The organism is Streptomyces thermospinosisporus (assembly GCF_039526425.1).
Classification (GTDB): Bacteria; Actinomycetota; Actinomycetes; order Streptomycetales; family Streptomycetaceae; genus Streptomyces; species Streptomyces thermocarboxydovorans.
Genome location: NZ_BAAAIZ010000027.1, coordinates 28,017 through 50,845, shown reverse-complemented (window position 1 = coordinate 50,845; position 22,829 = coordinate 28,017). Strand labels below are relative to the sequence as shown.

Annotated in this window: 22 protein-coding genes; 15 read left to right on the top strand and 7 right to left on the bottom strand. The window is 73.6% G+C overall.

Annotation, left to right across the window (positions count from 1 at the left end; all coding sequences use genetic code 11):
• The first annotated feature begins 160 nt into the window (after window positions 1-160).
• Window positions 161-2,236: a DUF1996 domain-containing protein gene (locus tag ABD207_RS10925; RefSeq protein WP_344012059.1), complete on the top strand. Its 2,076-nt coding sequence runs from the start codon at window positions 161-163 to the stop codon at window positions 2,234-2,236.
• Window positions 2,237-2,336: 100 nt separating this feature from the next.
• On the opposite strand, the gene ABD207_RS10920 is transcribed toward ABD207_RS10925, so the two are convergent.
• Together ABD207_RS10920 and ABD207_RS10915 are read right to left on the bottom strand one after the other, a co-directional pair.
• Window positions 2,337-4,607 carry an MMPL family transporter gene (locus ABD207_RS10920; RefSeq protein ID WP_344012015.1) on the bottom strand — a complete coding sequence of 757 codons (2,271 nt, stop codon included), beginning with the start codon at window positions 4,605-4,607 and terminating at the stop codon, window positions 2,337-2,339.
• Window positions 4,608-4,730: 123 nt separating this feature from the next.
• On the bottom strand, window positions 4,731-7,310 hold the full coding sequence (locus tag ABD207_RS10915) for a SpoIIE family protein phosphatase (RefSeq protein WP_344012013.1): 2,580 nt from the start codon (window positions 7,308-7,310) through the stop codon (window positions 4,731-4,733).
• Between the two features lie 171 nt (window positions 7,311-7,481).
• Here ABD207_RS10915 and ABD207_RS10910 point away from each other — a divergent pair, with 171 nt between their 5' ends.
• Window positions 7,482-8,060 (top strand): AMIN-like domain-containing (lipo)protein, encoded by a 579-nt coding sequence (locus ABD207_RS10910; protein ID WP_344012012.1) that lies wholly within the window; start codon window positions 7,482-7,484, stop codon window positions 8,058-8,060.
• Window positions 8,061-8,259: 199 nt separating this feature from the next.
• Here the strand turns inward: ABD207_RS10910 and ABD207_RS10905 are convergent, their stop codons facing one another.
• Window positions 8,260-8,952, bottom strand: a complete 693-nt coding sequence (locus tag ABD207_RS10905) for a GAF and ANTAR domain-containing protein (protein ID WP_344012010.1) — start codon at window positions 8,950-8,952, stop codon at window positions 8,260-8,262.
• Window positions 8,953-9,108: 156 nt separating this feature from the next.
• Between ABD207_RS10905 and ABD207_RS10900 the strand changes: the two genes are divergently transcribed.
• From ABD207_RS10900 to ABD207_RS10870, 7 genes are all read left to right on the top strand, one after another.
• Window positions 9,109-9,282, top strand: coding sequence for a CsbD family protein (locus ABD207_RS10900; protein ID WP_344012009.1), 174 nt, complete (start codon window positions 9,109-9,111; stop codon window positions 9,280-9,282).
• A gap of 121 nt (window positions 9,283-9,403) precedes the next feature.
• On the top strand, window positions 9,404-9,670 hold the full coding sequence (locus ABD207_RS10895) for a hypothetical protein (protein ID WP_343998813.1): 267 nt from the start codon (window positions 9,404-9,406) through the stop codon (window positions 9,668-9,670).
• A 246-nt stretch (window positions 9,671-9,916) separates the two neighbouring features.
• Window positions 9,917-10,786 (top strand): oxygenase MpaB family protein, encoded by an 870-nt coding sequence (locus tag ABD207_RS10890; protein ID WP_344012008.1) that lies wholly within the window; start codon window positions 9,917-9,919, stop codon window positions 10,784-10,786.
• A gap of 99 nt (window positions 10,787-10,885) precedes the next feature.
• Window positions 10,886-11,389 (top strand): SRPBCC family protein, encoded by a 504-nt coding sequence (locus ABD207_RS10885; RefSeq protein WP_344012007.1) that lies wholly within the window; start codon window positions 10,886-10,888, stop codon window positions 11,387-11,389.
• Window positions 11,382-12,995, top strand: coding sequence for a phytoene desaturase family protein (locus ABD207_RS10880; protein WP_344012006.1), 1,614 nt, complete (start codon window positions 11,382-11,384; stop codon window positions 12,993-12,995). The genes ABD207_RS10885 and ABD207_RS10880 overlap by 8 nt, the downstream gene beginning before the upstream one ends.
• 81 nt (window positions 12,996-13,076) lie before the next feature.
• Complete coding sequence (locus ABD207_RS10875) at window positions 13,077-13,556, top strand: hypothetical protein (protein ID WP_344012004.1); 480 nt, start codon at window positions 13,077-13,079, stop codon at window positions 13,554-13,556.
• Between the two features lie 4 nt (window positions 13,557-13,560).
• Window positions 13,561-14,457, top strand: a complete 897-nt coding sequence (locus ABD207_RS10870; RefSeq protein WP_344012003.1) for an SDR family oxidoreductase — start codon at window positions 13,561-13,563, stop codon at window positions 14,455-14,457.
• Window positions 14,458-14,497: 40 nt separating this feature from the next.
• Here ABD207_RS10870 and ABD207_RS10865 read toward each other — a convergent pair whose 3' ends face one another.
• Both ABD207_RS10865 and ABD207_RS10860 read right to left on the bottom strand, forming a co-directional pair.
• Window positions 14,498-15,178 carry an adenosylcobinamide amidohydrolase gene (locus tag ABD207_RS10865; RefSeq protein ID WP_344012002.1) on the bottom strand — a complete coding sequence of 227 codons (681 nt, stop codon included), beginning with the start codon at window positions 15,176-15,178 and terminating at the stop codon, window positions 14,498-14,500.
• Window positions 15,179-15,611: 433 nt separating this feature from the next.
• Entirely contained in the window at window positions 15,612-15,761 is a 150-nt protein-coding gene (locus ABD207_RS10860) for a hypothetical protein (protein WP_344012000.1), read from the bottom strand.
• 256 nt (window positions 15,762-16,017) lie between these two features.
• Here ABD207_RS10860 and ABD207_RS10855 point away from each other — a divergent pair, with 256 nt between their 5' ends.
• Together ABD207_RS10855 and pgm are read left to right on the top strand one after the other, a co-directional pair.
• Window positions 16,018-16,443, top strand: coding sequence for a hypothetical protein (locus ABD207_RS10855; protein ID WP_344011998.1), 426 nt, complete (start codon window positions 16,018-16,020; stop codon window positions 16,441-16,443).
• A 135-nt stretch (window positions 16,444-16,578) separates the two neighbouring features.
• A complete protein-coding gene (gene pgm, locus ABD207_RS10850) occupies window positions 16,579-18,219 on the top strand; it encodes a phosphoglucomutase (alpha-D-glucose-1,6-bisphosphate-dependent) (protein WP_344011996.1) in 1,641 nt (546 codons plus the stop codon).
• A gap of 43 nt (window positions 18,220-18,262) precedes the next feature.
• Here the strand turns inward: pgm and ABD207_RS10845 are convergent, their stop codons facing one another.
• Window positions 18,263-18,778, bottom strand: coding sequence for a hypothetical protein (locus ABD207_RS10845; RefSeq protein ID WP_344011993.1), 516 nt, complete (start codon window positions 18,776-18,778; stop codon window positions 18,263-18,265).
• Between the two features lie 450 nt (window positions 18,779-19,228).
• Here ABD207_RS10845 and ABD207_RS10840 point away from each other — a divergent pair, with 450 nt between their 5' ends.
• The 3 genes from ABD207_RS10840 to ABD207_RS10830 all read left to right on the top strand — a co-directional run bounded on the left by ABD207_RS10840 (window position 19,229) and on the right by ABD207_RS10830 (window position 21,562).
• Window positions 19,229-20,329: a PP2C family protein-serine/threonine phosphatase gene (locus ABD207_RS10840; RefSeq protein ID WP_344011992.1), complete on the top strand. Its 1,101-nt coding sequence runs from the start codon at window positions 19,229-19,231 to the stop codon at window positions 20,327-20,329.
• A gap of 86 nt (window positions 20,330-20,415) precedes the next feature.
• A complete protein-coding gene (locus tag ABD207_RS10835; protein ID WP_344011991.1) occupies window positions 20,416-20,919 on the top strand; it encodes a MarR family winged helix-turn-helix transcriptional regulator in 504 nt (167 codons plus the stop codon).
• A gap of 154 nt (window positions 20,920-21,073) precedes the next feature.
• The gene (locus ABD207_RS10830) at window positions 21,074-21,562 is read left to right on the top strand and encodes a cupin domain-containing protein (RefSeq protein WP_344011989.1); all 489 of its coding nucleotides are present in this window, start codon (window positions 21,074-21,076) and stop codon (window positions 21,560-21,562) included.
• Between the two features lie 7 nt (window positions 21,563-21,569).
• Here the strand turns inward: ABD207_RS10830 and ABD207_RS10825 are convergent, their stop codons facing one another.
• Window positions 21,570-22,319, bottom strand: coding sequence for a hypothetical protein (locus tag ABD207_RS10825; RefSeq protein WP_344011987.1), 750 nt, complete (start codon window positions 22,317-22,319; stop codon window positions 21,570-21,572).
• A 326-nt stretch (window positions 22,320-22,645) separates the two neighbouring features.
• Between ABD207_RS10825 and ABD207_RS10820 the strand changes: the two genes are divergently transcribed.
• Window positions 22,646-22,829, top strand: a 184-nt coding sequence (locus ABD207_RS10820) for a hypothetical protein (RefSeq protein WP_344011985.1), incomplete at its 3' end; no start/stop codon positions are given.

The window sequence follows — 22,829 nt, the reverse complement described above, 5'->3', positions numbered from 1 at the left end:
AACACAGGGCGGCCGCCCTGCGTATGGGGCGTGGGAATTCCATGCTGACCCCCCGCGACTGAAGCGTAGGAGTACTGCCTTGGCACGCAACACACGCAGACGCCCGAAACAGCGAGCGACCCTCGCCGCGTTCGCACTGATGCTGGGCGGAGGGGGGTTGATGGCGGCCAATGTCTACGCTTCCGCGACCGTGGACGGGGACAACCAGGCTCAGGTGCTCAACGGCGCCACCATCGACTGCCCCGACGTGGCCACCCGGCTGACCGCGGTGCCCGAGCAGGCCCGAGGGGAGGTGGACAAGGAACTCGCCGCGCTGGACCAGCAGATCGCCGATGCCTACAAGCGGATCGCGGAGTCCACCCAGGAGCTCCAGCAGGACCCGGACTTCGCCCAGAACGCGATCGCCAAGCCGCTCGAGGAGAAGCGCTCCGCGACCCTGTCGCGCATCGCGACCGCCATCGACCGCGTGGGCGACCGGCCCGAGGGCCTGGACAAACTCGCCGCCTGCACCGTGCGCGAGTCCGGCAACAACACCTCCGCGCAGGACGGCCAGGACCAGCAGGACGGCCAGGCCGGCGACGGCGGCCAGGACCAGGCGGGCCAGGACCAGCAGGATGGTCAGGACCAGCAGGGCGGCCAGGATCAGGGCAGCCAGGACCAGCAGCAGGGCGACGAGCAGGGCCAGCAGGGCGGCAACGGCGGCCAGGCCGGCAACGGGCCCGTCCCCGGCGACTACGTGGACATCAAGAGCGTCCAGCCGAACGCCAATGAGCCCGAGCCGGGCGACAACGCCTCCACCGGCACCTTCTCCAGCGAGTGCGGTGTCAACGCCAACGGCCTGTTCAACTCGGACAACGTGATCGCGGCGCCCGGTGTGAGCAACGGCGCCCACCACTTCCACGACTACATCGGCAACCAGGACACCAACGCGTTCTCCAGCGACGAGGACCTGGCCGCGGCCGAGACCAGCTGCGAGGACCAGCGCGACAAGTCCGCGTACTACTGGCCCGTGCTGCGCCTGCAGAACGGCAAGCAGGAGCAGGACGCCAACCAGCCCGGCGGCGGCATCGAGGGCAACGTCGGCGAGATCGTGACGCCCAAGGACGTCAGCCTCACCTTCGTCGGCAACCCGCAGAGCGAGGTCGTGGCCATGCCCCGCCTGCTGCGCATCATCACCGGTGACGCCAAGTCCTTCGTCAACGGTCCGGCCAACGCCAACGCCTCCTGGAGCTGCACGGGCTTCGAGGACCGGCAGCTGAAGGACAAGTACCCGCTGTGCCCCGAGGGCAGCGACGTGGTGCGCACCTTCAAGTTCCAGAGCTGCTGGGACGGCCGCAACATCGACAGCGCCAACCACCGTACGCACATGGCGTTCACGGACGAGAACGGCAACTGCCCGTCCGGCTTCAAGGCGATCCCGCAGCTGGTGCAGCGCATCGTCTACGACGTGGACGCGCCGAGCCTGGAGGACGGCGGGAAGACCACCCCGCTGTTCGCGGTGGACTCCTTCCCCGAGCAGCTGCACAAGCCGATCACCGACCACGGCGACTTCATCAACGTCTTCGACGAGGACCTGATGAACGAGATGGTCGACTGCATCAACAGCGGCCGCGAGTGCGGCGCCGGCGCGGGCGACGGCGGCAACGGCGGCGACGACGGCAATGCCGGTGGTGACAACGGCGGTGACGGCGGCAATGCCGGTGGTGACAACGGTGGTAACGCCGGCGACGGTGGCAACGCCGGTGGCGACAACGGCGGCGACGCCGGCGACGGTGGCAACGCCGGTGGCGACAACGGCGGCGACGCCGGCGACGGTGGCAACGCCGGCGGTGACAACGGTGGCGACGACGGTGACAAGCCGGGTGACGACGGCAAGGGCGACCAGCAGAACCCGTCGGAGCCGCCGCGGGAGACCGAGCCCGCCGAGGAGCCCTCGGGCGGCGAGAACGCCGAGCAGCCCGGCGTGAAGGCCTCCACCCCGGCCAAGGACGACGCCGGTGACGCCGGCAAGGACGACGGCGGCAAGGGCGACGGCGGCAAGGGCGACGACGGGGGCCAGGCCGCCCAGGCCGCTCAGGTGCCCGGCAGCCTGCCGGAGCTCGAGGACCGTACCGAGGCACAGGCCGAGTCGGGCAGCCTGGCCGAGACCGGCGCCCAGATGTGGCCGGCCGCGCTCGGCGGAGTGCTGGTCATCCTCGGCTTCTTCGTCCTGCGCAGCGTGCGGCGCAACGCCTGATCCCCTGACGGCAGGCACCACGGCGGCAGGTCCCCGCACCGGGGGCCTGCCGCCTCGCCGTTCCGGACCCGCCGTCAGGACTCAGTTCCGGGACCCGCCGTCAGGACTCAGGCGCTCCGGAAGCCGGCCGGGGGGTGTCCGTGCCCGTCCCCTCCGCGTCGATGTGCGGCAGGATCCGGTCCAGCCACCGCGGTGTCCACCAGGCGTGCCGGCCCAGCAGGGTCATCACGGCCGGGACCAGCAGCAGCCGCACCACGGTCGCGTCGATGAGCACGCTCACCGCGAGACCCAGTCCGAGCATCTTCACCACGACGTTGTCGCTGATGATGAACGCCGCGAACACGCTCACCATGATCAGTGCCGCGCAGGTGATGACCCGCGCGGTGATCTCCAGGGCATGGGCGACCGCCGCCCTGGCGTCGCCGGTGCGCATCCACGCCTCGTGGACGCGGGAGAGCAGGAAGATCTCGTAGTCCATGCTCAGGCCGAAGATGATCGCGAACATCATCATCGGCACATAGCTCTCGATCGGCACCGTGCCGTTCACGCCCAGCGCGGGACCGCCCCACCCCCACTGGAAGACGGCGACCACGACGCCGTAGGAGGCGGTGATGGACAGGACGTTCAGCACGGCGGCCTTGACCGCGACGAGCACCCCGCGGAAGACGGCCAGGATGATCAGGAACGCCAGGGCGACCACCACGGCGATGATCAGCGGCAGCCGCTCGGCGACGATGTCGCGGAAGTCGACCTGCGCCGCCGTCGTCCCGGTGACATAGGTCTTGGCGTCCGTGCCCCGCACGGCCTGCGGCAGGGTGTCGTCCACCAGGCGGTTGGTGAGGTCGGTCGTGGTGGCGCTCTGCGGGGACGCCGAGGAGTACACCGTGCCGACCAGGACGTCCCCGTCCTGCGTGGCGGTCAGCGGCGTGACCACGGCCGCGCCCTCCACGCCGTCCAGGGTCTTCTGGGCCTGCGAGGCCAGGTCGGAGCGGTCGGACTGCGGCACGGACGACTGGTCGATGACGACCGTGAGCGGGCCGTTGGAGCCCGGCCCGAAGGCGTCGGTCATCAGGTCGTAGGCCCGCCGGTCGGTGAACGACGTGGGGTCCGCGCCGTCGCCGATGTGCCCGAGCTGGATCGAGAACACCGGGATCGCCAGGACGGCGATGGTGGCCACGCCCGCCGCGAGGAACTGCCAGGGTCTGCGCTCCACCCGCTGCGCGTACCGGTGCCAGGTGCCCTGGGGCTCCGCCCCCGGCTCGGCGTCGGTCTCGGCCACCGGGCGGCGCACCCGGTAGCGGTCGATGCGCCGGCCGATCAGACCCAGCAGGGCCGGTACCAGGGTGAGCGCCCCGGCCACGGCCGAGACGACCGTGACGGCCGCGGCGAGCCCGAGCAGCCCGATGAACGAGACACCGGAGGTGAACAGACCCGCCAGCGCGATGATCACCGTGCATCCGGAGACCAGCACGGCCCGCCCGCTGGTGGAGGTGGCGTGTCCGGCCGCCTCCACCGGGTCCCGGCCGTCCATGATGTCCTGCCGGTACCGGGTGATCAGGAACAGCGCGTAGTCGATGCCGACGCCCAGGCCGATCATCGTGGCCAGCGTCGGCGAGACCGTGGCGAAGGTGAACGCGGCCGCCAGCAGCCCCAGGATGGCGAGCCCGCCGACGACGCTGATCAGCGCGGTCAGCAGCGGTACCACGGCCGCGATGACACTGCCGAAGCCGATCAGCAGCACCACGATGGCCACCCCGAAGCCGATCGCCTCGCTCACCCGGTCGTCGGGGGCGGGCCGGGCCAGCTCCCCCAGCGGACCGCCGTACTCCACCTCGACCCCGGCCTGCCGCAGCGGCTGGACCGCCTCGTCCACCCCGTGGAGGTAGCCGTCCCCCAGCGTGGAGGGCTGCACGTCGAAGCGGACGGTGATGTAGGCCGTCTTCCGGTCGGAGGAGAGCGGGCCGACGTTCGGCTGCGAGCCGCCCTGGCCGGCGCCGGACGCGGACAGCGGGTTCTGCGCCGACAGCACGTGCGGCAGCTTCTGCAGGCCGGAGACGGCCGTGGACATCTGCGAGCCGAACGAGGTCAGCTCCTGCTGCGCGTCGTGCAGCACGATCTGGCTGCTGTAACCGCCCGCCTGGGGATCGTGCTGCTGCAGCACCTCGAGGCCCTGCTGCGACTGCGCGTCGGGCAGCGTGAAGTTGTCGGAGTAGTCCGCCCCGACCGAACGGCTCGACAGCTGAAGGGCCAGCAGCGCCGCCAGCCAGGCGACGATGACGATCACGAAGTGGTGCGCGCACCACTCGCCGAGCCGCCGCAACAGCCCCGCCTTCGGCTTTCTCCTGCTCCCGCCCTTGCGCATGGACGGCATGGGCCCCGTTCTCCTCTGGCCGGCCGGGCGATTCCCGACACTGGGTCCATTACAAGCGGGAGGAATAATCCCGGCATCTCAGAAAAATCATCGAGGGAGGTGGCCCCGTCGCTCAGCCGCGCCTCAGCCCGGCCCCTCCTGGGGGCGGCCGAACGCGGTGAGCAGCAGGGCCACGTCGTCCACCCGGTCCTCGGTGCGGTGCGCCGACTTGATGAGCTGGTCGGCGAGCTCCTCGACCGAGTCGGGGGCGCCGGCGGCCAGAGAACGGCGCAGCGTGTCGATGCCGGTCTCGATGTCGCTGCCCGGCATCTCCACCAGCCCGTCGGTGTACAACGCGAGCACACTGCCGGGCACGAGGCTGAGCGCGGTGACCGGGTACACCGCCTCGGGCTGCACGCCCAGCATCACCCCGCCGACCAGATCGAGGACCTCGGTGCGGCCGTCGGGGTGGCGCAGCAGCGGCGGCGGATGGCCCGCCCGCACCGCCAGGGCGCGGCCGGTGGCCGGGTCGAGCTCGATGTAGCAGCAGGTGGCGATCGCGTCCGCCTCCAGCTCGGACAGCAGCCGGTTGGTGTGGGTGATGACCTCCTGCGGCTGGCGCCCGCTGGCGGCGAAGGCGTGCACCGCGCTGCGCAGCTGCCCCATGACGGCCGCGGCGCTCACACTGTGCCCCTCCACGTCCCCGATCACCAGGGCCACCTTGCGGCCGGTCCGGATCACGTCGTACCAGTCGCCGCCGATGGCCATGCCCCGGGTGCCGGGCAGATAGCGGCCGGTGGCGCGCAAGCCCTCGATGGCGGGCAGCCGGTGCGGCAGCAGCCCCTCCTGCAGCCCGCGGGCCACGGCCGACTCGTCGTCGTAGAGCCGGGCCCGCTCCAGCGCCTGCGCGGCCAGCCCGCTCAGCGCGGTCAGCGCGGCCCGCTCGTCGGGGGTGAAGCGGTGCCGGTCCGCCCAGCCGAGGATGCAGGAGCCCACCGCGTGCCCGGAGGCGATCAGCGGCAGGAACGACCACGAGCTCATCCGGTCCAGGGCGATCCCCGGATAGGCGCTGCTCAGCGCCTCGGGCGACTCGAAGAACAGCGGGAACCGGGTGGTCAGGGCGTGCACACCGGGCAGCTGGGTGTCGAGGGGCACCCCCTCGAAGCGGTCGAGGAAGCCTTCCGGATAGCCCGACTCCCACAACAGGTACATCCGTCCGTCGCTGACCGTGTAGAGGGCCAGCTCCTGGGCGCCGAACGCCGGCAGCAGCTGCTCCGAGACGGCCCGGCACACATCCTGGACGGTCACCGCCTCGGTGAGCACGCTGGCCATCTGCACCACGTGGTACAGCGCGCCCGCACGCGCCGGGGCGACCTGCTCCGCGGCCGCCGGGCCCACCAGGTCGCCCGGCGCCGTGGACCGGCCCCCCGTGCGCGCCGCGGTGGGCGGCGCGGTGGTGAAGACCCGGCCGGTCAGGCCGTGCACCCCTGGATAGAGCACGAATCCCAGCCAGGGCCCGTCCGTGGTGTGCACCAGGTACGACACGGGCTGCTGCGACAGCATCGCCGCCCGGTAGCGGTCCTCGTAGGCCGGGTCGCGCAGCCAGGTGATCACATGCCACGGGTAGTGGCCGATCAGCTGCTTGCGCTCGCACCCCAGCAGTTCCAGACAGCGCTGGTTGACGTAGGTCACCCGGCCGTCCTGGTCGAGCGAGAACAGCCCGTCGGGCAGCCGCTCGGCGGCCTCGGCCGCGGTGGCCGACCCGGATGTGTCGACGAACGCGCCGGTGAACAGCCGCTGGGACGGCAGTGAGCGCAGGACGTGCCCCCGCAGCTCGAGCGGACGGTAGCGGGTCTGCCCGTCCTCGGCCGGTTCGTCCACCACCCGCAGACGCCGGGCCCTCACGAAGCCGGTGGTCAGCGCCTCGCGCCGGCTCGCCCGCAGCTCGTACCGGTCGTCCGGGCACACCCGGCTCTCCACCTCCGCCGAGGTGCCGCCGAACGTGGACGCCTCCAGCCCCAGCAGCTCCAGCGCCTCCTCGTCCATGTTCCACAGGCCGGTGTCCAGGTCCCATTCGAGGCCGCCGATCCGCACGGCCCGCGCCGGAGGGGCGTGCAGCTGCACACTGACCGGCTGGCTGTCGTACTCGATCTCCGGCACCGGTATGCCGGGGTGCGCGGGCGCCGGGAGGTCGTCCAGGTACTCGGTGAGCCTGCCCTCCATGGTCCGCCCGGCGGTCCGCAGCGCGAAGTCGACCTCCTCCGCGGCCACCGGGTCCAGGGACGCCGACCGCAGCACCACCAGCACGCCCACGGCCTCACCGCCCATGGTCACCGGGTGGTGGGCGGAGGCGAACGGGTACGGCAGCGCGGCGGTGAACTGGGGGAAGCGCAGCATCGTCGCCCGCTCGTCCGGCAGCCAGAGGCTCTCCCGGTTCCGATAGGACTCGGCCATGGGCAGCGCGCCGCCCACCGGGACCCGCCACCAGGACCGCAGCAGCGAGCGCGGGACACCGGTCACCACACACAGCACCAGGGAACGGCGGTCGGGCGAGCGCAGGTAGACCAGGCCGCCGTACCCGTCCAGCGCCCGGACGGCGGCCAGGACCGGTTCCGCGAGCGCGTCCTCGATCCGGGCCGGCCCTCCGGTCCGGATCCGCTCCGCGCTCCGTCCGCCCCTGCCTGTCCGCCGCGCTTCATCCGGTACCGCGGCTTCCTCTTCCATCTCGCGTCCTCCCGGTGCGGACGCACAGGATTCGTTCGCTCTTCACCAGGATGTGCCATGAGTGACGCGAAGGCGCGGCGGATGCGGCGACAAGGCCGGTAATAAGCGCAACCTTCGCCCCCAGTGGGTCGTCTCACCTGATATCAGGCAGATGCCAGCCCGGGGGCGAAAATGCTACGAACCAGAACGATCTGCGCGACTCTTGTGCTCGTCGGCGCCACGCTGGGGACCGCGGCGGTCCCGGCCGTCGCCACCCAGTCCGCACCCATGAGCACGACGGCCTGCCCCACCGGCTGGGGCAGCCTCCCCAAGACCGACACCACCCCCACCACCACACCGGTGCGGGACGTCAGGACCGGGCGGCACGCCTGCTACGACCGGATGGTCGTCGGCCTGCCCGGCGCGGGCCGGGACGTCGGGTACTCCGTCCGCTACGTCGACCGTCTCCACCAGGACGGTTCCGGCCGGCACATCCCGGTCGCCGGCGGCGCCGTCCTCGAGGTGCGGGTGGCCGCACCCGCCTACGACCCCGAGACCGGCGCCGCCACGTATCCCGCACGCGCCGGACGTCCGCTGCCGGGCGTCGACCTCGCCGGGTACCGCACCTTCCGGGACGCCCGGTTCGCCGGCAGCTTCGAGGGCGACACCCAGATCGGCCTCGGTGTCCGGGCCCGCCTGCCCTTCCGGGTGCTGCAGCTGCCCGACCGCGTCGTGATCGACGTGGCCCACAACTGGACCGGCGCACGCTGAGCCGGGCCCCCGCTGCCGCACGGGCGCCCGGCCCTCCGGTGCGGGCGCCCGTCGGTGCGTCCCGGGGGCGTTGGGTGCCGGTGCCAGTGTCCGTCGGGTCCGTTCGAGCCGGTGCCGGGTGTCCGGCCGGTGCATTCGGGGCCGTCACTGCCCGGTGGCCTGCGGGCCCGCCCGGGATCACCAGCGCCCCGGCGGGCGCTCAGCCGGGCGGTGCGCCGGTCTCGCAGATCTGGCGGGCCACCTCGCGGAGCTTGGTGTTGGTGCGCTGCGAGTGGATGCGCAGAATCTCGAAGGCCCGGTCCTCGCTGATGTGATGGCGGCCCATGAGGATGCCCATCGCCTCGCCGATCAGATGCCGGGTGGCGATGGCCTCCTGCAACTGCGCGTCGGACCGGGCGGTGGCGAAGGCGACCGCCGCGTGCGAGGCCAGCAGCCAGCCTGCGGTCTCGCTGTCCTCGGTGAACATGCCGGGCTTGCGGGAGTACATGTTGAGCGCGCCCAGCTCCTCCTCCCGCGTGTACAGCAGGAACCCCATCATGCTGCCCACGCCCAGCTCCCTGCCCTGCGGCACGAAAACCGGCCACCGGTCGTCGCCCGCCGTGAAGTCGACGATGCGGAACACCTGCTCGCCGCTCTCCGGCCGGGCCACGTCGAAGCAGGGCCCCTCCCGCAGCCGTTCCTGGAGGCGGTCGCTCTCGGCGACCATCTCGTCCGTCGGCGCCAGCGACCGCACCCGGCGGCCCTGGAGCACCAGGATCCCGGCGGCGTCGCAGCCGTCCACCAGGTCCACCGCCGAGCCGGTGATCTGCTTCAGCGTGTCGTCCAGGGTGTGCTCGGCCAGAAGGTCACGCGCCAGGGATGCCATCTGCTGTGCGAAACCCTGCCAGTCCACGGTCCGCCTCCCCGGCCGATCCCGTCCGTCTACCCCGTCCCATGGTGGCACGCCCGGAGATCGCCCACCCGCCCCCGCGTGAGGTCTGAGCTGCGCCTCGGCGGCCACCCGCTTCCCACGGACACTGATCGCCCACGCGACTGGGAGTGAGACACGGTGGCTGAGGAGCAGAAGGCCAGGGCGAAGACGGAGCAGGCCAAGGGCAAGCTCAAGGAGGCGGCGGGCCGCGTCATGGGCAACGAGCGGCTCGAGGCCGAGGGCCGCGCCGAGCGGTCCAAGGGCGACGCACGGCAGGCCAAGGAGAAGACCAAGGACGTCTTCAAGCACTGAGAAGACGTCGTCAAGCACTGAGAATCCGAGCGCGCTTCTCATCCGCCGGGGACGTCGACCGGGCGGGGCTCCGCGAGGCGGAGTCCCGCCCGTTGTCAGTGCCGGATGCCACCCTGCCGTTATGGACGAACTGGAGTTCATGCGGGGCCGGGTCTACGGGGCGGACCACGACGATCCCGGCCCGCGAGAGGGGCGCGCGTACGTCGAGCTGGTGGGCGGTCCGCTGGACGGCCTGCTGCTGGACGTCACCGATCTGACCCGGGCGGAACGCGAGGAGGGCGTCCGCCTGCGCACCGAGATAGGCCGCTACGGAGCGGGCGGCCGCGCCGTCTACGCACCGCGCGGCACCGGCGACCGGGTGTTCGAGTGGCGCGGCGACATCCCCTGAGCCCCCAGGCCGCGTAGCGGTGACAGGGGTGGGGCAGATGTACGCGTAGAGGCACCAGGTGGGACAGCCGTACGCCCGGGGCATCACGCACGCCGGGGACGGAAGGAGCGTCACGCACGCTCGACGCACGCAGCGTCACGCACGCTCGACGCACGCAGCGTCACGCACGCTCGACGCACGCAGCGTCACGCACGCCGGGACGCGGGAAGCGTCACGCACGCCGGGACGCGGGAAGCGGAGGGAGCCATGGGACTCCTCTCGGACGGGGGCTCGGTGCTGCGCGACCGCATCGGCGGCGCGATCCTCACCCGCGTCGCCGGACCGGACGGCCCGCTCAACCGCGAGCGGATCCACGGCACACCCGGCCCGCGCTGGTTCGGACCGGACCGGCCCGTGAGGCGCGTGCACGGCGACGCCTCCATGTTCATCGGCGGTCTGGCCGCCCTGCTGCTGCAGTCGCTCCACCCGCTGGCCATGGCCGCCGTCGCCGGCCACTCCGGCTTCCGCGGCGACCCCTGGGGACGGCTGCAGCGGACCAGCACCTTCCTCGCCGTGACCACCTACGGCACCGCCGACGCCGCCCAGCAGGCCGTCGAACGGGTCCGCGCCGTGCACCGCATGGTCCGCGGCACCACCTCCGACGGCCAGGAGTACCGGGCGGACGACCCCCGGCTGCTGTGCTGGGTGCACATCGCCGAGGTCGACTGCTTCCTCCGCGCCCACCAGCGGTACGGCGCACGCCCCCTGGACGACGCCGGCTGCGACGCCTACGTCGCCGACATGGCGCGGGTCGGCGCCGCACTCGGCGTCGTCGACCCGCCGGCCGACCGCGCCGGACTCGAAGAGCGGCTGGCCGCCTACCGCGGTGAGCTGCGCGCCACCCCGGAGGCCCGCAGTACGGCACGCTTCCTGCTGCTCCACCCGCCCGTGCCGCTGATCGCCCGGCTGCCCTACGGCGTCCTGGCCGCCAACGCCGTGTCGCTGCTGCCCGCCTGGGCCACCCGCGCCCTGTGGGTGCCGCGCCTGCCCCCGGCCGAGGACGTGTGCGTACGCCCGCTCGGCACCGCCGTCACCGCGGGCATCCGCTGGGTCCTGCCGCCGCGCGACGCCGCATAGCGGGCGAGCGAGCGGTTCGCCGGGCCGCCTCCGGTTGACCTCCGCCACACGGGGCACTCAGTGCTGACCGGAGCCCTTGAAAGACATCGGGAGGTCGTCGTGGCGGTCCGACACCGGCTGATCAGAACGAGCCCGCAGATCGTCTGGTCCGTCCTCGCGGACGGCAGCCGCTACGCCCAGTGGGTGGTGGGCACCGAAGCCACGGAACCCGAGCACGGCCACTGGCCCGACCTCGGATCGGCGATCCGCTACACGGTGCGCCTGGGCCCGGTGCAGCTGTCCAACACCACCGTCGTACGGCGCTGCGTCCACGGCGAGCAGCTGGAACTCGAGGCCCAGGCGGGGGCGCTCGGCACCGCGCGCATCGCGATCGAGCTGCGCCCCTGGGGCCACCACTGCCTCGTCATCGTGGACGAGCACCCGCTGCACGGCGTCGGCGGCACCCTGCACAACGTGGCCGTGGACGCCTTCATCCAGCTGCGCCACCGAGCCATGCTGGCCCGGCTCGCCGAGCTGTGCGAGGAGGTGGCCGCCGAGGAGGAACGCCGCCGTCCACTCGGACAGGTGGTGCCGGACCCGGGAGAGGGAGCCGCCCGTGCCTGACGCCGTGGTGATCGGGGCAGGCCCCAACGGGCTGGTGGCGGCGAACCTCCTCGCCGACGCCGGCTGGAGCGTGCTCGTGCTGGAGGAGCAGCCCGAGCCCGGCGGAGCGGTACGCCACGACCGGGGCGTCGACCCCGACTTCGTCAGCGATCTGTGCAGCTCCTTCTACCCGCTCGCCGCGGCCTCCCCGGTCCTCACCGCGATGCGCCTCGAGGACCACGGCCTGCGCTGGAGCCACGCCCCGCACGTCCTCGCGCACCCGCTGACCGACGGCCGCTGCGTGGTGCTCGACCGCCGCATCGACGTCACCGCCGCGTCCGTGGAGGCCTTCGCACCGGGCGACGGGGCCGCCTGGCGCGAGCTGTACCGGATGTGGCAGCACCTGCGGCCCTATGTGATCGACGCGCTGTTCACCCCGTTCCCGCCCGTGCGCCCCGCCGCCCGGCTGGCCCTCCGGCTGCGCGCCGCAGGCGGGCTGCGGGTGGCGCGCACCCTGGTGCTGCCGGTCCGCCGGATGGGGGAGGAGGAGTTCCGCGGCGAGGGCGGCGGACTGCTGCTGGCCGGCAACGCCCTCCACGCCGACCTCGCCCCCGAGGCGGCGGGCAGCGGCGGCTTCGGCTGGCTGATGGCCATGCTCGGGCAGACCTTCGGCTTCCCCGTGCCGGCCGGCGGCTCCGGTGCCCTCACCGAGGCCCTGGTCCGCCGGCTGCGCTCCCGCGGCGGGGAACTGCGCTGCGGGCAGCGCGTCACCCGCGTCCTGGTGAGCGACGGACGGGCCCGCGGGGTGCGCACCGCCTCCGGCGACACCGTCACCGCCCGGCGGGCCGTCCTGGCCGACGTCTCCGTGCCCGCCCTGTACGGGCAGCTGGTCGCGCCCGACCACCTGCCCGGCCGGCTCCTGGACGACCTGCGGCGCTTCCAGTGGGACTTCGCCACCTTCAAGGTGGACTGGGCGCTCGACCGGCCGGTGCCCTGGGAGGCCGGGCAGGCCGCGGGCGCCGGCACCGTCCACCTCGCCGACGGCATCGACGAACTCACCCGTTTCTCCGCCCAGATCGCCATGCGGCAGGTGCCCGACCGCCCCTTCTGCCTGTTCGGCCAGATGACCACCGCCGACCCGTCCCGCTCACCCGAGGGCACCGAGTCGGCATGGGCCTACACCCATGTGCCGCACAACATCACCGGCGACGCCGGTGACGAGGGGCTCACCGGAACCTGGGACGCCAAGGAGCGGGAGATCATGGCCGACCGCGTCGAGCGCCAGGTCGAGCGGTTCGCACCCGGCTTCCGCTCCCGGATCCGGGCCCGCCGCATCCTCTCGCCGCCGGATCTGCAGGCCCTCGACCGCAATCTGCACGGCGGCGCCCTCAACGGCGGCACCACCGCCATGCACCAGCAGCTCCTCTTCCGCCCGGTCCCCGGCACCGGCCGCCCCGAGACCCCGGTGAAGGGCCTGTACCTGGCCTCGGCCGGAGCACACCCGGGCGGCGGTGTGCACGGCGCCGCCGGCGCCAACGCCGCACGCGCCGCGCTGCGCCGCCGCCTCGCACCGGGACTGCCGCAGGCGCAGCGCCTGCTGGCCCGGCGGTCCGGCGAGCGCGACTGACGACGACCGAACGCAAACGCGACTGACGACCACCGAACACGAGGGAACGGACGACCGTATGCGACAGACGGAGGCGAGACGATGACCGGTCACGACGGCGAAGGCCCCGACCGCGCCCATCAGCGTCCCGAGGGGGTCAGCGACGAGACGGTGGAGGCCCTCGGGTCCCTGTCCAAGGCACTGGAGACCGTCGAGCGCGCCCGCGGGCACCTCTACAGCTTCCACCAGCTCACCGGCACCGCCGACCTCGAACTCGACCGCACCGTCGAGCTGCTGCGCAGGGCCGGCCACCCCGAGTGGGCGGAGACGGTGCGCACCCAGGTGCTGGGCCGCAACGTGATCCCCGGGCACTGGACGTTCCAGATCGTCGAGGCCTACGACAGCACCTACTACCAGCCCTTCCGCGAGATCGAACGAGGCGCCGTCGAGGAACTGGCCGAGGGCCGCGACCACCTCTACGAGGCCGAGATGAAGGAGGCCCGCCGCACCGCCGGCCACCCCGACCACACCGCCCGGCCGGACACCACTCCCGCCGACCGCACCGGCACCGAGGAACGGTAGGACCATGAAGGCACCGCCGGCGGGCCCGAACCCGCTGCTGGATCGCACCGTGGTGGTGACCGGGGCCGCCCGGGGCATCGGGGCCGCCGTGGCCCGGAACCTGGCCGGACGTGGCGCCCGGCTCGCCCTCCTCGGCCACGAACCGGACGAACTGCGGGCCCTGGCCGCCGGACTGCCCGTCCCGGCACTGGCCCACGAGGTGGACGTCACCGACCAGGCCGCGATGGAGCGTGCCGCCGCACTGGTACGGGAGCGCCTCGGACCGCCCTCCGCCGTGGTGGCCAACGCGGGCGTCGCCGAGGGCGCACCCTTCGCCGACTCCGACCTCGCCGCATGGCGCCGCATCATCGACGTCAACCTGGGCGGCAGCGCGGTGACCGCCCGCACCTTCCTGCCCGACCTGTTCGACACCCGCGGCTACTACCTCCAGGTCGCCTCGCTCGCCTCCTTCGGCGCCGCGCCCATGATGAGCGCCTACTGCGCCTCCAAGTCCGGCGTGGAGGCCTTCGCGCACAGCCTGCGTGCCGAAGTGGCCCACCGGGGCGTCGCCGTGGGCATCGGCTACCTCAACTGGACCGACACCGAGATGATCCGCGACGGTGACCGCTACCCGGTGCTCCGCGAGCTGCGCGGCCACATGCCGCCCCCGGCCCGTCGCGTCCACCCGGCCGAACTGGTCGCCGCACGGCTGGCGTCGGCGGTCGAGCACCGCAGCACCGCCGTCTACATTCCCCGCTGGCTGCGCCTGGTGCAGGTGACCCGTGCGGCCCTGCCGCCGCTGGTGCTGCGGGTGTCCCGCCGCGCGCTGACCCGCCTGGAGCCGGAGGAGTCGCTGCGCCCCACGGGCGCCCTGGGCGCCGGCGGGCAGGCCGACCGGGCCGCCGCCCGCCGGAGCGGATGACAGCTCTCGCACTTCCTGTCAGCGCCCTGCGTGCGGGCCGTCAGCGTGCTCCGGGTGACGCGTCCAGGACGGCCCGGTGGACGGCACGCGCCAGACGCGCCCCCCACAGCGAACGGGGACCGGCGAAGGCACACGGCTCGTCACCGGGGGAGGGGGTGCGGGCGGCGGCACACACCGCGTCGGTCGGCGTGCCGGAGCAGTCGAGGCCGGCGTCCAGCAGCGCCTGCACCTTGGCCTCCGTGGCCGTCGCCACCGCGTTGACCAGCGCGGCGTCGGTGAGCGGCGCGGGCACGGCGGCCACGATGTTGACGGTCCCCGGACCGTGCGGTTCGCCGGCCGGGTCCGCGGCGGCGGCCCAGCCGCGCACCTCGGTCCCGGCCGTGACGACCGCTTCCGCCCCTGAGTCGTGGGCATGCCCGTACGCAGAGACGTCGGCCGCCGTCATCAGCCCGACTCCGGGACCCCGCAGCCCGGCCGCGGCGGCCAGCGAGGCGAGGTGCCGGTCGGGGTCGGTGCGCCGGTAGCCGTGACCGACCTGGGCGTTGAGCACCCAGGTCCGCTCACCGATCCCGCCGCCCAGCACGGCGCTGCTGACCATCCGCCAGCCCGGCCCGGTCACCCACAGCAGCGACTCCAGCCGCTCGCCCTCCTCGACCCTGGTGAGACGACGCGGACGCAGGAGTCCCTCGGTGCTGCGGGGCGGCGGAACGACGGCGGTCACCGGGCGGAACTCCTCACGACGGGTCGGACCGGCCGATCGTATGCCGCCTGGCCGGACCGCCGTCACACGGACCGGATCCCGTGACCCTTCACCGCCGCGCCAGACCGCGGCTGTCCACCACTCTTCCGGGCCGATGGCCGTCGCGCACGTGCCGGAGCCTGCGGCCTTTCACCGCCGCGTCGGGTCCGGCGGCCGTTCACAGAAGTGCTCGGAGCTGACGGCCGTTCACAGCCGTGCCCGGGGCTGGCGGCCGTTCCCCACGTGCCGGGGCCCGCGACCCCTCACCGTCGCGTCGGGTCCGGCGGCCGGTTCCCCCACGCGCCGGGGGCAGGCGGCTGCCCAGCACCCTGCCTGGGCCCGCGGCCGTTCCCTACATGCCGGGGCCCGTGGCCCTTCACCGCCGTGCCGGGCCGCCGCGCGCCCCGGCCGTCTGTCAGTGGCGCTTGCCGCGGAGCTTGCCCAGCAGCTTCTGTGCCTGCTCACGGCGCTTCGGGTCGGCCGCCGCGCGACGCACCTGCTCGGTCGCGCGCCGGCCCTGGGGGCTCTGTGCGAACTGCTTGATGCGCTCCATCATGCTCGCCATCGGGGGCTCCTCTCCTCGCACGGCCGGTGACCGTGCCCTGTGTCGTCCAGTGTCCTCGCACAGTGCCCCTACCCCTCCCGGCGCGCCCGAGACCTCACACCGGGCCTCCGGCCGGATCCGGGGCGATCGCTCACCCTCCACATGCCGTCAACGCCGCCTGCTCAGCGCGCGGTTGGGTGACCGTGCCCACACCCGCCCCGCCACCTCCGCTCCACCCGGCGGGTTTGCACCGGGCATCGCAGGCAAGTCGGTGTGCATGAGTGAACCGAACAAGAACTCGCAAGCGAAGAACACCCAGGAGCGCACCGCCGGCAAGGCCCGCGGGGCCACCGAGAAGGCGACCGCCGCGGCCGCGCAGGCGGCGAAGGACAGCGGCGCCAAGGCCACTGACACCGCGTCAGCGGCAGCGACCGGCACCCGGCGCGCCGCCCAGGCCGCCGAGGGCGCCGCGCAGAGCGCGGTGAAGGGGGTCGAGGCGGGCCGCCGCGTGGTCGTCGCCACCTCCGGCCAGGTCGCCGCCGGCGCCAAGACCGTCTGGACCGTGATCGCCAACCGCAAGCTGGTCGCCGCCGGCGTCGGCGCCGGACTCACCGCGCTGAGCGCCGCCTCGTACGCCGTCGGCCGCCGCGCGGAACGCCATGCGCACGGTCCTCTCACCAGGTGGACCGGCGGCCGCATCTGACCGACGGTCATGGCCGCCTGCGGCACCGGCGGCACCCCGCCGGGACGGCGCCAGGGGCCCGCTCGCGCAAAACGTCCCTGACAAGGAAAGATGTCTCCGCAGGAGAAGTATCGACCCATGCGGAGGAGTGGGCACATGCAGCACGAGCGAGCGGGCGGCCCCGCCGGCCCCGAGGATCTCGTCGACGTCGCTCGGCTGGTCACGGCGTACTACGCCTTGCACCCCGACCCGGAGGACGCCGGCCAGCGCGTCACCTTCGGGACGTCGGGACACCGTGGCTCGTCCCTGGCGGCCGCGTTCAACGAGGACCACATCGCGGCGACCAGCCAGGCCATCTGTGAATACCGCGCCGAGCAGGGCATCGACGGCCCGCTGTTCCTCGGCGCCGACACCCACGCGCTGTCCGAGCCCGCCCGGGTGACCGCGCTTGAGGTGTTCGCCGCCAACGGCGTCACGGTGCTCATCGACGAGGCCGACGGCTACACGCCCACCCCGGCGGTCTCGCACGCGATCCTCACCCACAACCGCGGCCGCACCTCGGGCCTCGCGGACGGCGTGGTCGTCACCCCGTCGCACAACCCGCCCGCGGACGGAGGGTTCAAGTACAACCCGCCGAGCGGCGGGCCCGCGGGCTCGGACGCCACCTCCTGGATCCAGGACCGCGCCAACGACATCATCCGCGGCGGCCTGAAGGACGTCCGCCGCATCCCCTACGCCCGCGCGCTCACCGCGGGGACCACCGGCCGCTACGACTTCCTCGGCCGCTATGTCGACGACCTGCCGAGCGTGCTCGACCTGGACGCGATCCGCGCGGCCGGCGTGCGCATCGGCGCCGATCCGCTGGGCGGCGCGTCCGTCGCCTACTGGGGCCGGATCGCCGAGCAGCACCGCATCGACCTCACCGTGGTCAACCCGCTCACCGACCCCACCTGGCGGTTCATGACGCTGGACTGGGACGGCAAGATCCGCATGGACTGCTCCTCCCCGCACGCCATGGCCTCGCTCATCGACCGGCGCGACCGCTTCCAGATCGCCACCGGCAACGACGCCGACGCCGACCGGCACGGCATCGTCACCCCGGACGCCGGCCTGATGAACCCCAACCACTACCTCGCCACGGCCATCAACTACCTCTACGCCCACCGCGAGCAGTGGCCGGCTACGGCCGGCGTCGGCAAGACCCTGGTCTCCTCCGCGATGATCGACCGGGTCGCCGCCGACCTGGGACGCCGGCTCGTCGAGGTGCCCGTCGGATTCAAGTGGTTCGTGGACGGACTGATGGACGGCTCCCTCGGCTTCGGCGGCGAGGAGTCCGCCGGCGCGTCCTTCCTGCGCCGCGACGGCTCGGTGTGGACCACCGACAAGGACGGCATCATCCTCGCGCTGCTCGCCTCCGAGATCACCGCCGTCACCGGCAAGACCCCCTCGGAGCACTACGCCGCCCTCACCGCCCGCTTCGGCTCTCCCGCCTACGAGCGCATCGACGCCCCCGCCACCCGGGAGGAGAAGGCCAGGCTCGCCAAGCTGTCGCCCGCCCAGGTCACCGCCGACACCCTCGCCGGCGACCGGGTCACCTCGGTGCTCACCGAGGCCCCCGGCAACGGCGCGTCCATCGGCGGCATCAAGGTCACCACCGACAGCGCCTGGTTCGCGGCCCGCCCCTCGGGCACCGAGGACGTCTACAAGATCTACGCCGAGTCGTTCCGCGGCGCCGACCACCTGCGCCAGGTGCAGGAGGAGGCCAAGTCGGTGGTCCTCGCCGCGCTGGGCGGCTGAGCCACCGCCGGGCAGGCCGGCCGGCGCCGCCGGGCGGACGGCGTCAACCGGCCTGCACCGCGGACGTGGTGGGCGCGGAGGGCGACGGGGCGAGGGAGTCCTTCGGCCGGGAGGTGGCCGCCGGGAGTTCCGCGGGCATCTCCTCCGACTGCTGCAGCACCGTGTCGCCGGGGCCTTGCGGCGTGCCGTCCGCCGTGGTGGCCAGCCGCGACCAGGCCATCAGCACCAGCGCGATCGCGGCGGCCGTACCGGCGAACCGGCCGATGCGGCGCAGCCGGGCACGGCCGTCCAGGTCCCGCCAGGCCGGAGCGTCCCACGGATCGTCGGGACGCCACATCTCGCCGACGGCATCCCCGGCTGTCCGGCCGGAGCCGCCGGCACGCGGCGGCCGGGTGCGCTGTCCCTCCGCCCGCTGACGCGCGGAGGGTTCCCTGGGCGCCGAGGCCCGGATGGCGCGTTCGTCGTCGTCGAGGAACCGCTGCCAGACGTCCTCCGGCAGCAAGGGGCCGCCGCCTGGCAGTTCAGGCGTGCCGCCCTCCTCCGGCCGCTGCGCGGTCACGTCCGTTCCTTCCCCTCTCGTGCCGGTGTTCGTCAGGATCATGGCACAGTGCCAAGATGCCGGACCACACTGCCCGCCCCCGTCCTCCTGTGCGGCCGGTGTCCCTGACGAGTGGCGGACGTCCGTCCCTTACGAGTGGCTGACGTCGCACCCGACTCCGCTTCGCACCACGGGTCCCGCGTGCCACTGTGGTCACGTCACAGGCACCGCGGCACACGAAGAAGCGGCTGCCGCGGACGGGCGCCCCGGACAGACCACTGTCCGGGGCGTCGTGCGTACGGCGGCCCAGGGACACCGCCGGACGACACCACCGGACACCGGACTCGATTCCGTAAAGGTGCCCCGCGCCGCCGCTCGGGGGCACGGGATCTTTGCATAGTCTCAAGCTGGGGAGGGCGTCTGCGGAGGAAAGGGACGGCTCTCGAGCGCCCGGACACCGCTGGAGCAGCAATGACCGACAAGAAGCCGTCACCGAGTCAGAAGGCCCTGGCCTGGATGCCGCTCGCGGTGATGGCGGTGATCGCGGTCATGGACGTGTCGGCCGGTCCCGGCGTCGGGCTGCTGCCGCTGGTCTCGCTCGGACCCGCCTTCGCCGGGCTCGTCGGCGGCTGGCGCCGCACCGCCCTGATCGGCGTACTGGCCCTGCTGCTGTGCGTCGCACTGGGCCTGTACAACGGGCTGTTCGCCGAACGGCGCGGCTACACCGCCATGGCCTCGGTCGCCGGTGTCACCGGAGTCGGCATCGCCGCGGCGGTGATGCGCTCCCGCCGGGAGGCGGAGCTGGCCAGCGTGCGGTCCATCGCGGAGGTCGCCCAGCGGGTGCTGCTGCGCCCGGTGCCGCTGACCGCGGGCCCGCTCCAGCTGGCGGTGTCGTACACCTCGGCCGTCGCCGAGGCCCGTATCGGCGGCGACCTGTACGAGGTGGTCGCCTCTCCGCACGGTGTGCGGGTCATCGTCGGCGATGTGCAGGGCAAGGGCCTGGCCGCAGTGGAGACCGCCGCCGTGGTCCTCGGCGCCTTCCGGGAGGCAGCCTACGACGAACCCGATCTCGTCGGCCTCGGCGAGCGGGTGGAACGCAGCGTCGCCCGCGAACTGCAGGGAGAGCGGTTCGTCACCGCGATCCTCGCCGAGATCCGGGGCGACCAGGACGTCGTCCTCCTCAACTACGGCCACCCCGCACCCCTGCTGGTACGGCGGGACGGCAGCGCGGAGTTCCCCGAACCCCCCGCGTACGCGCTGCCGCTCGGCCTCTCCGCGCACGGCGCCGACGGCCCCCGCCCCTACCGCGTCCCCTTCACACCGGGCCAGCAGCTCCTGCTGTACACCGACGGTGTCACCGAGGCCCGCGACCAGGACGGCCGGTTCTATCCGCTGGCCGAGCGCACCCAGTTGCTCAAGGAACCCGACGTGCACCGCGCCCTGGAGGCGCTGCGCGAGGACCTCGTCCGGCACGCGGGCGGCCCGCCCGGCGACGACGCCGCGATGCTCCTGCTGCGCTACCACGCCCACGGCACCGGCGACACGGGCCAGGACACCGGGCCCGCCCGCTGACCGGACCGGCGCCCCGGGGACCCGCCCGGCGAACCGGCGTGCGACCCGAGCGGGACCGGGGCGCACCGGAGCGGTACAAAGAAGGAATGGAGCCGCGCGAGAGCCCCGCCGGGGGCATGGACGACGCCGAAGCGGTGACGCGGGCGTTCCTCACCGCCTCACGGCTGCTGGTCGCGGTGTCGGCGCGGTCGCTGGCGGCCGTCGAGGAACGGGTGACGCTGCCGCAGTTCCGCATGCTGATGGTGCTCCACACCCGCGGCGACACCAAGCTCGTGGCGCTCGCCGAACAGCTCCGGGTCGCCCCGTCCACCGCGATGCGCATGGTCGACCGGCTGATCGCCGCCGGACTCGCCGACCGCCAGACCAACCCCGCCAACCGCCGCGAGACCCTGCTGAGCCTCACCGAGGAGGGCCGCCGCATCGTCGAGCACGTCACCGCGCGGCGCCGGGCGGAGATCGCCGCGATCGTGGCGCGCCTGGAGCCCGGCCAGCGCGCCGCCCTGATCGAGGCCCTCACCGCCTTCAACGAGGCCGGCGGCGAACCGCCCGTCTCCCAGGTGCACCCACTGGGCTGGCCCCTGACGCCGTAGCACCTGTTCGAGCAGGCCACTCTCACGGGACGGCGCCCACGGACGGGTCCGGCCCCGGCGCCGTGCTAACTTCCCGTGCGGGCCGCGGCCGGCCCGGACCACCGGCGTCCGGCCCGCGACCGGCGTGTTCTGGCACGGAGGACGGTGACACCGGATGACGGCAGCAGGCGACGACACCCCCGGTCCGCCCTCCGGGGCAGGCGGTGACACCCCTGGTCCGCCTTCCGGGGCGAACGGCGGGACCTCCGGCCCGCCCCCGGCGGACGCGCCGCTTCCGAAGATCCTGTGCGACACCGCCGCCCTGGCGTCCCTCGACGACGCCCCCGCCGGCGCGCTCTGGCGGCTCGCCGAGTCCGGCCGTCAGCTCGACGCCAACGTCGTGCATCTGCCGCCCGGACAGCAGGTCGGCACCCACCGCGAGCCCGACCTCGACGTGCTGCACCTCGTCCTCGCCGGCAGCGGCACACTCACCGCCCCCGACGGCACCCGCTCCCTGCAGCGGGGCACCCTCACCTGGCTCCCGCACGGCTCCACCCGCAGCCTCACCGCGGGACCCGACGGGCTGACGTATCTCACCGTCCACCGCCGCCGCCCCGGTATGCAGATCCGCAGGCCGGACTCCGGCGAGCCGGGCCGCTCGTGAGCGTGCGTCAGGAGGCCGCGGAGGAGGCCTCTTCGCTCGCCTGCGCCGGCACGGACCCGGTGCCGGGCGCGGTGTAGAAGACCGACGTGCCCTGCTTGCTGCGCTGGGCCTGGTTCCGGGCGACGAGGGCTTCAAGGGTGTTGCGCACCACCGTCGTCTTCACCGAACGGCCGGGGTGCGCCTGGCCGAGGGCGGTGGCGATCTCCGCCGCCGAACGCGGCTCCTTCTGCTCCGCCAGATGCTGCCGGACGAGATCCACCAGCCGGGGACCGCCGGCCTTGGTCGCCGCTTCCGTCCTGGAAGCCGCTTCCGTCTTGGCCTGCGCTTCCGCCTTGGCCGTACGGGACTTGCGCGCCGGCTTCTTCGCGGCGGCCGGCGCGGCCGAGGACGCCTTCCTCGCACGCTTCTGCTTGCCGGCGCCCGCCTTGGCGCCGCTCTTCCCGCGGGGAGCGGGAACCTTCGCGCCCCGCGACCGCGGGTCCTGCCCGGCGGTCTGCCCGGAGCCGGCGGGCTCCTCGGACGTCTCGCCGCTCTCGCCGCCCCCGTCGGTCTCCGCCCGCTGCGCCGCCGACTCCAGCGCCTGACGCATGTTCACCAGCACGGTGTGGTCGCGCCGCAGCATGGCCAATTGCTCCTGCAGCGCGGCGATCTCCGCCGAGACGCGCTCCTGCTCCTTGACGTTGCGCTCCAGGTCACTGGCCACCTGTGCGGTGTACTGCGAGGTGAGGTCCGTGACGGAGGCCGCGTTGTCGGACATGACGGTGCCCCTTCTCGTAGGTTGCCTGGTGGCCAGTCATCGTACGGCCGTGCCACCTACGCGCTCCCCGCCCGCCGTCGGAACGCGGGGCCCGCGAACGCGCGCACGCAAGGGAGTTCACGGACGCTTCGCACGAGGCCCGGGCCCGGAACCGGCACGCGACGGCTGCCTGCTCCACTCGGGGGACGAGCCGTCACACGAACGGCCGAGGCGACGCGCCGCCGGAGGGGGCCGGGCCGGGGCGACGGGCGCGCAGATGGGGGACCTTGCCCGGACTCGCGCGCCGAGCGAGCGGGTTTCGCCGTCACCGAAGTCAGGCTGAGCGCATGGCTTCATCGACCGACCACCCGCACCGGGAGAGCCACTCCTCCCGGCGTGACCCGTGGCCCGCCTCCCCCCGGCGCACCCCCCGCCTGCCGCGGCCGGCCGTGGCACTGCTGATGACCGTGGCGCTCACCGGCTGCGCGGCGCTCGCCGAGAACCCCGCACGGGACGGCCGCCCGCCCGCCT

Excerpts from the sequence above, each read along its gene's own strand:
- ABD207_RS10925 (WP_344012059.1), top strand. The coding sequence starts at position 161 with ATGGCGGCCAATGTCTACGCTTCCGCGACCGTGGACGGGGACAACCAG.
- ABD207_RS10920 (WP_344012015.1), bottom strand. The coding sequence starts at position 4,607 with ATGCCGTCCATGCGCAAGGGCGGGAGCAGGAGAAAGCCGAAGGCGGGG.
- ABD207_RS10915 (WP_344012013.1), bottom strand. The coding sequence starts at position 7,310 with ATGGAAGAGGAAGCCGCGGTACCGGATGAAGCGCGGCGGACAGGCAGG.
- ABD207_RS10910 (WP_344012012.1), top strand. The coding sequence starts at position 7,482 with ATGCTACGAACCAGAACGATCTGCGCGACTCTTGTGCTCGTCGGCGCC.
- ABD207_RS10895 (WP_343998813.1), top strand. The coding sequence starts at position 9,404 with ATGGACGAACTGGAGTTCATGCGGGGCCGGGTCTACGGGGCGGACCAC.
- ABD207_RS10890 (WP_344012008.1), top strand. The coding sequence starts at position 9,917 with ATGGGACTCCTCTCGGACGGGGGCTCGGTGCTGCGCGACCGCATCGGC.
- ABD207_RS10875 (WP_344012004.1), top strand. The coding sequence starts at position 13,077 with ATGACCGGTCACGACGGCGAAGGCCCCGACCGCGCCCATCAGCGTCCC.
- ABD207_RS10870 (WP_344012003.1), top strand. The coding sequence starts at position 13,561 with ATGAAGGCACCGCCGGCGGGCCCGAACCCGCTGCTGGATCGCACCGTG.
- ABD207_RS10860 (WP_344012000.1), bottom strand. The coding sequence starts at position 15,761 with ATGGCGAGCATGATGGAGCGCATCAAGCAGTTCGCACAGAGCCCCCAG.
- ABD207_RS10855 (WP_344011998.1), top strand. The coding sequence starts at position 16,018 with ATGAGTGAACCGAACAAGAACTCGCAAGCGAAGAACACCCAGGAGCGC.
- pgm (WP_344011996.1), top strand. The coding sequence starts at position 16,579 with ATGCAGCACGAGCGAGCGGGCGGCCCCGCCGGCCCCGAGGATCTCGTC.
- ABD207_RS10840 (WP_344011992.1), top strand. The coding sequence starts at position 19,229 with ATGACCGACAAGAAGCCGTCACCGAGTCAGAAGGCCCTGGCCTGGATG.
- ABD207_RS10835 (WP_344011991.1), top strand. The coding sequence starts at position 20,416 with ATGGAGCCGCGCGAGAGCCCCGCCGGGGGCATGGACGACGCCGAAGCG.
- ABD207_RS10830 (WP_344011989.1), top strand. The coding sequence starts at position 21,074 with ATGACGGCAGCAGGCGACGACACCCCCGGTCCGCCCTCCGGGGCAGGC.
- ABD207_RS10825 (WP_344011987.1), bottom strand. The coding sequence starts at position 22,319 with ATGTCCGACAACGCGGCCTCCGTCACGGACCTCACCTCGCAGTACACC.